At 67.0% G+C, this 8066-nt stretch carries 10 protein-coding genes; 5 read left to right on the top strand and 5 right to left on the bottom strand.

Features of this window, described 5'->3' with window-relative positions:
- Window positions 1–54: 54 nt before the first annotated feature.
- Complete coding sequence (locus tag KK7_RS0118845; protein ID WP_010546193.1) at window positions 55–693, bottom strand: hypothetical protein; 639 nt, start codon at window positions 691–693, stop codon at window positions 55–57.
- Window positions 694–815: 122 nt separating this feature from the next.
- On the opposite strand from KK7_RS0118845, the gene ispH reads away from it, so the two are divergent.
- From ispH to rnhA, 3 genes are read left to right on the top strand one after another with little or no spacing between them, the layout of a single operon-like run.
- The gene (gene ispH / locus KK7_RS0118840; RefSeq protein ID WP_010546192.1) at window positions 816–1769 is read left to right on the top strand and encodes a 4-hydroxy-3-methylbut-2-enyl diphosphate reductase; all 954 of its coding nucleotides are present in this window, start codon (window positions 816–818) and stop codon (window positions 1767–1769) included.
- On the top strand, window positions 1769–2725 hold the full coding sequence (gene thrB / locus KK7_RS0118835) for a homoserine kinase (protein ID WP_010546191.1): 957 nt from the start codon (window positions 1769–1771) through the stop codon (window positions 2723–2725). The genes ispH and thrB overlap by 1 nt, the downstream gene beginning before the upstream one ends.
- Window positions 2722–3168: a ribonuclease HI gene (rnhA, locus tag KK7_RS0118830; protein WP_010546190.1), complete on the top strand. Its 447-nt coding sequence runs from the start codon at window positions 2722–2724 to the stop codon at window positions 3166–3168. Before thrB ends, rnhA begins: the two co-directional genes overlap by 4 nt.
- A 68-nt stretch (window positions 3169–3236) precedes the next feature.
- Here rnhA and KK7_RS0118825 read toward each other — a convergent pair whose 3' ends face one another.
- From KK7_RS0118825 to KK7_RS0118810, 4 genes are all read right to left on the bottom strand, one after another.
- Window positions 3237–4259 (bottom strand): right-handed parallel beta-helix repeat-containing protein, encoded by a 1023-nt coding sequence (locus KK7_RS0118825; protein WP_010546189.1) that lies wholly within the window; start codon window positions 4257–4259, stop codon window positions 3237–3239.
- Between the two features lie 109 nt (window positions 4260–4368).
- The gene (locus KK7_RS0118820; protein ID WP_010546188.1) at window positions 4369–5019 is read right to left on the bottom strand and encodes a CoA transferase subunit B; all 651 of its coding nucleotides are present in this window, start codon (window positions 5017–5019) and stop codon (window positions 4369–4371) included.
- Window positions 5019–5918 carry a 5'-nucleotidase, lipoprotein e(P4) family gene (locus tag KK7_RS0118815; protein WP_010546187.1) on the bottom strand — a complete coding sequence of 300 codons (900 nt, stop codon included), beginning with the start codon at window positions 5916–5918 and terminating at the stop codon, window positions 5019–5021. Before KK7_RS0118815 ends, KK7_RS0118820 begins: the two co-directional genes overlap by 1 nt.
- On the bottom strand, window positions 5915–6622 hold the full coding sequence (locus KK7_RS0118810; protein WP_010546186.1) for a CoA transferase subunit A: 708 nt from the start codon (window positions 6620–6622) through the stop codon (window positions 5915–5917). The genes KK7_RS0118815 and KK7_RS0118810 overlap by 4 nt, the downstream gene beginning before the upstream one ends.
- Window positions 6623–6860: 238 nt before the next feature.
- Between KK7_RS0118810 and KK7_RS0118805 the strand changes: the two genes are divergently transcribed.
- The gene (locus tag KK7_RS0118805; RefSeq protein ID WP_010546185.1) at window positions 6861–7391 is read left to right on the top strand and encodes an outer membrane protein; all 531 of its coding nucleotides are present in this window, start codon (window positions 6861–6863) and stop codon (window positions 7389–7391) included.
- 158 nt (window positions 7392–7549) lie between these two features.
- A partial coding sequence (locus KK7_RS21250; protein WP_010546184.1) for a thiamine pyrophosphate-binding protein occupies window positions 7550–8066 on the top strand: 517 nt, incomplete at its 3' end.

Raw genomic sequence — 8066 nt, 5'->3', positions numbered from 1 at the left:
CACCATGCTGCGCATGGTCCCCCTCCCCGTGCCGGGGAGGATCTTAAGGGTGGCTCACCGCGTGGCGTTGTACTTCAGCTGATCCTCGGTCAGCTGGAAGCCGACCAGCGCCTCGAACGTCGCCGACAGCACCGAGCGACGGACATTGGGATCGGACAGCGGATCGGTCGCGGCGGACTCGTCGCCCGCCTTGCGCTTCTGGGTCAGACGGCGACGGACCTCGTCGGGCAGCGTCGCGGCAGCATGCGATACGCTGCTGGTCGCAGTACCGACGGCGCTCGCACGAATCTGGCCGGCATCGAAGTGCAGCGTGATGTTGGCGACGCGCTTGGCCTCCACCTGCGTGCCGCCGCGGACGATCGTGAGGAAATAGGGCAGCACCACGTCGCGCGCCGGGCCGGCGTCGCGGCGGCGCGCCAGCACGTCGAACTTGATGCTGGTCACCACCTGCTCGCCGGCATCGTCGCAGGTCGCCTGGACGTTGGTGATCGTCGCCACCACGTCGATCGCGCCTGCCTCGCGGCTGCTCGCCGGGTCGAACAGCGTCACGTCGCCGAGCCCCGCGGGGATCGCCACCGTCGGGCAGGCGGTGCGCACCGCGCTGATGCCGCCCTCGGTGATTTCGCCGGTGCGGGCACAACCGCCGGCGGCAAGTAGGATCAGGGCGGGAACGGTGAACTTTGCGACAGACAAGGGAGGGCAACCTTTCGAACCGAACAGCCGCCCCCCATCTGCAATGCGACAGGGACCGGAACGGCGCGCACCATAGGAACCGCCTTCCGCCCGCGCAAGCAATCGCGTAGAGGCTCCAACCGATGGCAAACACCGAAAAGCGTCCCCTGGAGCTGCTGATCGCAGCGCCCCGCGGCTTCTGCGCCGGCGTCGACCGCGCGATCCGCATCGTCGAACTCGCGATCGAGAAATACGGCGCGCCGGTCTATGTCCGGCACGAGATCGTCCACAACAAGTTCGTCGTCGAGAATCTGCGCGCCAAGGGCGCGGTGTTCGTCGAGACGCTGGACCATGTGCCGGACGGGGTGCCGGTGGTCTTCTCCGCGCACGGCGTGCCCAAGGCGGTGCCGCACAAGGCCGAGCAGCGCGGGCTTTCCTATCTCGACGCCACCTGCCCGCTCGTCTCCAAGGTCCATCGCCAGGCCGAGCGCCATGTCGCGGCCGGGCGGCACATCCTGTTCGTCGGCCATGCCGGCCACCCCGAGGTAGTCGGCACCTTCGGCCAGGTGCCCGAAGGCGCGATGACGCTGGTGGAGACCGAGGCCGATGCCGAAAGCGTCGTGGCGCCGGATCCCGACAACCTCGCCTTCCTAACCCAGACCACCTTGTCGGTGGACGATACCGCGGCGGTGCTCGGCATTCTCAAGCGGCGCTTCCCGACGATGGTCGCGCCGGGCGCAGACGACATCTGCTACGCCACTTCCAACCGCCAGGGCGCGGTGAAGGCGATCTCCGAACAGGCCGAGCTGGTGCTGGTGATCGGCGCGCCCAATTCGTCCAATTCGCTGCGGCTGGTGGAGGTCGCCAAGCGCGGCGGCGCCCGCGCGGTGCTGATCCAGCGCGCCGACGATATCGACTTCGGCTGGTTCGACGGCGTGACCCATGTCGGCATCAGCGCCGGCGCGTCGGCCCCGGAGATCCTGGTGCGCGAAGTCGTCGAGCGGCTCGGCACGCACTTCGCGATCACGGAGCGCGAAGTGGCGACGGTGGAAGAGAACGTCACCTTCAAGCTGCCGCGCGGGCTCGAGGCGGCGTAATGGCGGTCTACACGCAGGTTTCGGCCGAGGCGCTCTCCGCGTTCCTCGAGCGCTTCGACGTCGGCGAGCTGGTGTCCGCCAAGGGCATCGCCGAGGGGGTTGAGAACAGCAACTACCTCGTCGACACCACCAAGAGCCGTTTCATCCTCACCCTCTACGAAAAGCGCGTCGATCAGGGCGACCTGCCCTATTTCATGGCGCTGCTCGATCACTGCGCCGATCGCGGCCTGCCGGTGCCGCCGGCGGTGCCCGATCGCGACGACACGCTGATCCATGAACTGGAGGGCCGCCCGGCGTGCCTGATCCAGTTCCTCTCGGGCGTCTCGGTCTCCCATCCCACCCCGGCGCAGGCGCGCGCGGCCGCCGAGGCGATGGGCAAGATGCACAAGGCGGTCGCCGACTTCCCGCTCGACCGCCCCAACTCGATGGGCATCGACACCTGGCGCCCGCTGTTCGAGCGCTGCGGCACCAGCCTCAACGAGATCGCACCGGGGCTGTACGACGAGCTCGGCCAGGCGCTCGACCGGGTGACGAAAGCATGGCCGCGCGAGGGTTTCGATACCTGCGCGATCCATGCCGATCTGTTCCCGGACAATGTGCTGATGCTCGGCAACCGGGTGACCGGGCTGATCGACTTCTACTTCGCCTCCACCGACCTGCGGCTCTATGACCTCGCGGTGATGCACACCGCCTGGGCGTTCGATTCCACGGGCGAGCGGTTCGATCCGTACGTCTCCGAGGCGCTGCTCCAGGGCTATGAGACCAGCTACAAGCTGGCCGAGGCCGAACGCGCGATTCTGCCGCTGCTGGCGACCGGCGCGTGCATCCGCTTTACCCTGTCGCGCGCCTGGGACTGGCTCAACACGCCGGCCGACGCGCTGGTGACGCGCAAGGACCCGATGGCGTTCTGGCGACGCGCGCACGTCTATGCCTCGGCACTGGCGGCGCGCGCATGACCGCCGAACTCCAGCATGTCGAGATCGCGACCGACGGCGCGTGCAAGGGCAATCCCGGCCCGGGCGGCTGGGGCGCGCTGCTGCGGATGGGCGAGGTCGAGAAGGAACTGTCCGGCGGCGAGGCGCACACCACCAACAACCGCATGGAGCTGATGGCGGCGATCGAGGGCCTGAAGGCCTTGAAGCGCCCCTGCCGGGTGACGCTCTCCACCGACAGCCGCTACGTGATGGACGGCCTGACCAAGTGGATCCATGGCTGGATGAAGAATGGCTGGCGCACGGCGGACAAGAAGCCGGTCAAGAACGCCGACCTCTGGCAGGAACTCCTCGCCGCCGCCAAGCCCCACCGGGTCGAGTGGAAATGGGTGAAGGGCCATGCCGGCCACCCGGACAACGAGCGGGCGGACAAGCTGGCCAGCGATGCGGCGGTAGCGGCGCGGTGAAGGATCTGGGAACGGTACCGCTCACTTCGTCTCGTCCGGATCCCGCAGACACCCGGGCCGGTTGAGCGCTACTTCTTGAACGCGCCGCCCAAACGGTTGCCGGCGGGAACGCCCTGGCGGTTCTCGATGACATAAGCCGGCGCGATGTTGCCGATCACCCGAGCCGGGCCATTGGTCCGGAACCAAGGCTTGTAATTCGGACCCGCGACGATCTCATTGTCGATAATCTGGATGTCGCTACCGAGACTGATGTTCACCGCGTGCCACAGCGTACAGACGAAGCTGTTGTTCGCGATCAGGATGCGATCATATCCCCCCACCTTGGCCTCGTCGCCGAAGAACACGCCTTGGAACTCGTGGCCGGGGTCGCCCCGGAACGTATTGCCGGTGATCGCTACGTCCTTGCACCCGGAGATCTTGCGCAGCGTCCAGCACTGTATGCCGTCCGGATGCGCACCCGGAATGGGGCGAAAGTCGTGGAAGAAGTTGTCCGTGATCGTCGCGCCGCGCGCGCCGGGGATGTTCATCGCATCGGTTGCGAGGAAGCTGAAGACGCTGTTACGAACGACGAGATCGCTGCAGTCGTCGCAAATGAAGCCGAGATTCAGATCCTGGAACTTCATCCCCGAAACAACCAAATTTTTGGTGCCGCGGGCCGACAGCCCCTGCATATCGTTGCTGGGATCGCCGTCCAGCGAACCGTGGAACGAGCCCCCTTCGAATCGGATGTCTGCCCCACCCGTGATCTCGGCTATTTTCGCCCAGACCCGCTCGGCACCTAGAGACCGCGTGAATTCCAAGTTGCGGAGCGTCATCCCCGTCGTATTCACGGCAAGGAACCGGCTGATGGTAGCGGGACGCGCGGGGTCCGCGCTTTCGATCGTCACCGGCTTCGGCCAGGTCCGATTTTGGACGACCACTAGACCGTAGTTGCCGGGCCGAAGCATGATCCGCTCTCCACCCTTTGCTACCTTGAGCGCGGCCGCAAGCTGAACGTCACTACCGACCAGCCGGGTGTCGCTGCGTACCGGCAAAGCGTTGCAGCCGACCTCGGCCCAGGTCAAGGCGAGAAGGATCATGGCAACGCGCATCGCATCTTCCTTAGCAGCGGCCCGACACTGTGTCTTGCCGTGACGGTCGCCCCTGCCGGCGGAACGCGCACATCCGTTCCGCCCCCTTCCGCAGACGTCGCCACGCCCCTCACGCCGTAACCAGCGCCACCTCATACTGCGCCGTGGTCTTCGCCGCGACTTCCTCCGCGGTCACCCCCGGCGCCAGCTCGACCAACCGGAACGGCGAAGCGTGGTCCACGCGCGAAAACACCGCGAGGTCGGTGATGATCATGTCGACCACATTCTTCCCCGTCAGCGGCAGGGTGCAGTCGGGGATGAACTTCGGGCTGCCGTCCTTGGCGGTATGCTCCATCACCACGATGATCTTCTTCACGCCCGCGACCAGGTCCATCGCGCCGCCCATGCCCTTGATCATCTTGCCCGGGATCATCCAGTTGGCGATGTCGCCCCCCTGGCTCACTTCCATCGCGCCGAGCACGGTCAGGTCGATATGGCCGCCGCGGATCATCGCGAAACTGTCGGCCGAGCTGAAATAGACCGAACTCGGCAGCTCGCTGATCGTCTGCTTGCCGGCGTTGATCAGGTCCGGATCCTCGTCGCCCTCCAGCGGGAACGGGCCGATGCCGAGCATGCCGTTCTCGGACTGGAGCGTCACCTCCACGCCCGCCGGAATGTGGTTCGCCACCAGCGTCGGGATGCCGATGCCCAGATTGACGTAGAAGCCGTCCTGCAGCTCCTTCGCGGCGCGTGCCGCCATGTCGTCGCGGGTCCAGGCCATCACTGCTTCTCCTGCGGATCCGTCCAGCGCGTCGCCGGCGGGAAGGTTTGGTCATAGGTGGAACCGAGCCCGGTTCCGTAGACGGGGTTGGGCAGCACGAACCAGCCGCGCGCCCACATCGAACCGATCACGGGACTCGCCGCCGCCGCGCGCCGCTCGGGCGGGGTGAGTCCGGCGAACAGATCGGTGAAGTCGCCGAGCTGGTCGCCGCCCATCGCCACCACGCAAAAGCGCTGGGCAATGGCATTGCGGCGGCCGTCCTTGCCGGACTTGCCGTCGACATCGCCCTTGAGGAACAGCGTCTCGCCGTGCTTCGCGGGCCCCAGCCCGGCGAAGTTCAGCGCGGCTTCGGTCTGCTCGGCATTGGCGGCGGCGCGGTTGGTGTTGAAGATCACCGTCACGCCCATCGCCCGGAGCGCGCGCACCGCATCGAGCGCGCCGGGGACCGCGGCGACCTTCATCGCGCCGGTCTTTTCCCAGCGGTCCCAGCGCGCCGAATCCCAGCCGCCCGAACGCCGCGCATCGTCGCCCTCATAGCCGAGGTTGAGCAGCAGCGTCTCGTCGACGTCGAACACCGCCGCCGCCGGCTTGTCGCCGCAGGACTGGAAGCGCGGGGTGGCCAGCGTCGCGTCGGGCGCCAGCACCACCGAATTGCGCGGATGCGGGCCCTTGGGATCGTCCTTGGCCATGCGGGCGCGGACCTGGTCGACCAGCGCGTTGTACGCCTGCGCGCTCAGCGCCGCCGCCTCGCCCGAGCCGTAGAGATACTGCATCCCCGCCGGCACGCCGCCGGCAGCGGGGGCGGCCGCAGGTGCGGGCGGCGCCTGCGTCACGCTCGCGTCAACGACGCAGCCCGACAGCGCCAGGCCGCCAGCCAGCAGCAGGGCCGACCGGATCACGCAGCCTCGCGCGGGCGGACGGTGCGGAACTCGATCTTCTTGTCATAGGGCGCGCCGATGATCATGCGCTTCACATAGATGCCGGGCAGATGGATCTGGTCCGGATCGAGGCTGCCCACCGGCACCACCTCCTCCACCTCGGCGATGCAGAGATGGCTGGCAGTGGCCATCGGCTGATTGAAGTTGCGCGCGGTCTTGCGGAAGATCAGGTTGCCCGCCTCGTCCGCCTTCCAGCCCTTGATGATCGAGATATCGGCGCGGATGCCGCGCTCGAGGATATATTCCTCGCCGTCGAAGACCTTCACTTCCTTGCCCTCGGCCACCTTCGTGCCGACGCCCGTCTTGGTGTAGAAGCCGGGGATGCCAGCGCCCCCTGCCCGGCAGCGCTCGGCGAGGGTCCCTTGCGGGCAGAATTCCACCTCGAGCTCGCCCGAGAGATACTGGCGCTCGAACTCCTTGTTCTCGCCGACGTACGAAGAGATCATCTTCTTGACCTGGCGGCTGCGCAGCAGCTTGCCCAGGCCCTCATTGTCGATGCCGGCATTGTTCGAGGCGATGGTGAGGTCCTTGACCCCCGAAGCCTGGATCGCGTCGATCAGTCGCTCGGGAATGCCGCACAGGCCGAAACCGCCCGCGCAGATCATCATCCCGTCGAACAGCAGCCCTTCCAGCGCTGCGTTCGCGTTGGGGTAGAGCTTGTCCATCGACGATTCCCTCCGAATGTTTGGGCCGCGATAATCCGCCCGAGGCGGCCGGGTCAAGCAAACCTGAACCGGCTTTCAACTCAAGCACCTTCCCCTACGGCGGGGCCACCTGTTGCCATTCCGCCACACCGAAAAATGTAATGCATTTGTCATATTGCGCCTGCGAACCAAAACCCTACCTAGGCGCCCTGGATGGCCATCCGGGTATAACAAGTATCAAGTCCAAAGGTAGATTATCATGCGTATTTTCGCAGTGACGGCGCTTGCCCTCATGGCCTCCGCAACCCCGGCCCTCGCCCAGGACGCGACCTTCCAGGGTCCGCGCGTCGAGGCCATTGCCGGTTGGGACAACGTCAAGTCGGACGGCGTCAGCGCGTCGGGCTTCGTCTATGGCGGTGCGGCGGGCTATGACCTGCAGCGCGGCAACCTCGTCGCCGGCATCGACGGCGAGATCACCGGCATGACCACCGACAAGACCCTCGGCACCGTGCTCGTGAAGGGCGGCCGCGATCTCTATGCCGGCGTGCGCCTCGGCTATGTCGTCGCCCCCGGCACCCTGCTGTACGGCAAGGTCGGCTACGACAACAGCCGCATCATCGGCCGCTCGGGCGCGCTGCGCGTCACCGACAACCTCGACGGCGTCCGCGTCGGCGGCGGCGTGGAGCGCAGCTTCGGCCACTATTACGGCAAGGTCGAGTATCGCTACACCAACGCTTCGGACGACGTGGTGCGCCACCAGGTGCTGGCCGGCATCGGCTACCGCTTCTGAGCGATCGAAGGAGTTGAGGCGCGCGTTCTTGCGCCTCGCTTCCCGGAAGCCCCGTATCGGCGACGATGCGGGGCTTTTTCGTGTCCGCGCCGCCACCGCATACGAGCGGCGTCGGGGGGAGGATTGGACGCCGCGCGATTTCCCCCTACCATCGGCGCATGACCGCGAAACGTACCGGGGGCCGGATCCTCGTCGACAATCTGGTGGCGCAGGGCTGCGACCGGATCTTCCATGTACCGGGCGAGAGCTTCCTCGCCGTGCTCGACGCGCTGCACGACGAACCCAGCATCGATCTCGTCACCTGCCGCCAGGAGGGCGGTGCGGCGTTCATGGCCTGTGCCGACGGCGCGATGACCGGGCGGCCGGGCGTGTGCTTCGTGACGCGCGGGCCGGGCGCGACCAACGCCAGCATCGGCGTGCATGTCGCGATGCAGGATTCGCAGCCGATGCTGCTGTTCATCGGCGATGTCGACCGCGGCATGCGCGACCGCGAGGGCTTTCAGGAAGTCGATCTGCCGGCGATGTTCGCGCCGCTCGCCAAATGGGCGACGCGGATCGAGGATGCGCGGCGCATCCCAGAATATATCGCCCGCGCCTGGAATGTCGCCACCTCAGGCCGGCCGGGCCCGGTGGTGATCGCGCTGCCCGAAGACATGCTGCTGGACGTGGTGGAGG

The sequence above is a fragment of the Sphingomonas elodea ATCC 31461 genome, assembly GCF_000226955.1.
Lineage (GTDB): Bacteria > Pseudomonadota > Alphaproteobacteria > Sphingomonadales > Sphingomonadaceae > Sphingomonas > Sphingomonas elodea.
The sequence above is the reverse complement of the archived record's forward strand: the minus strand, read 5'-3'. Positions and strand labels throughout refer to the sequence as shown.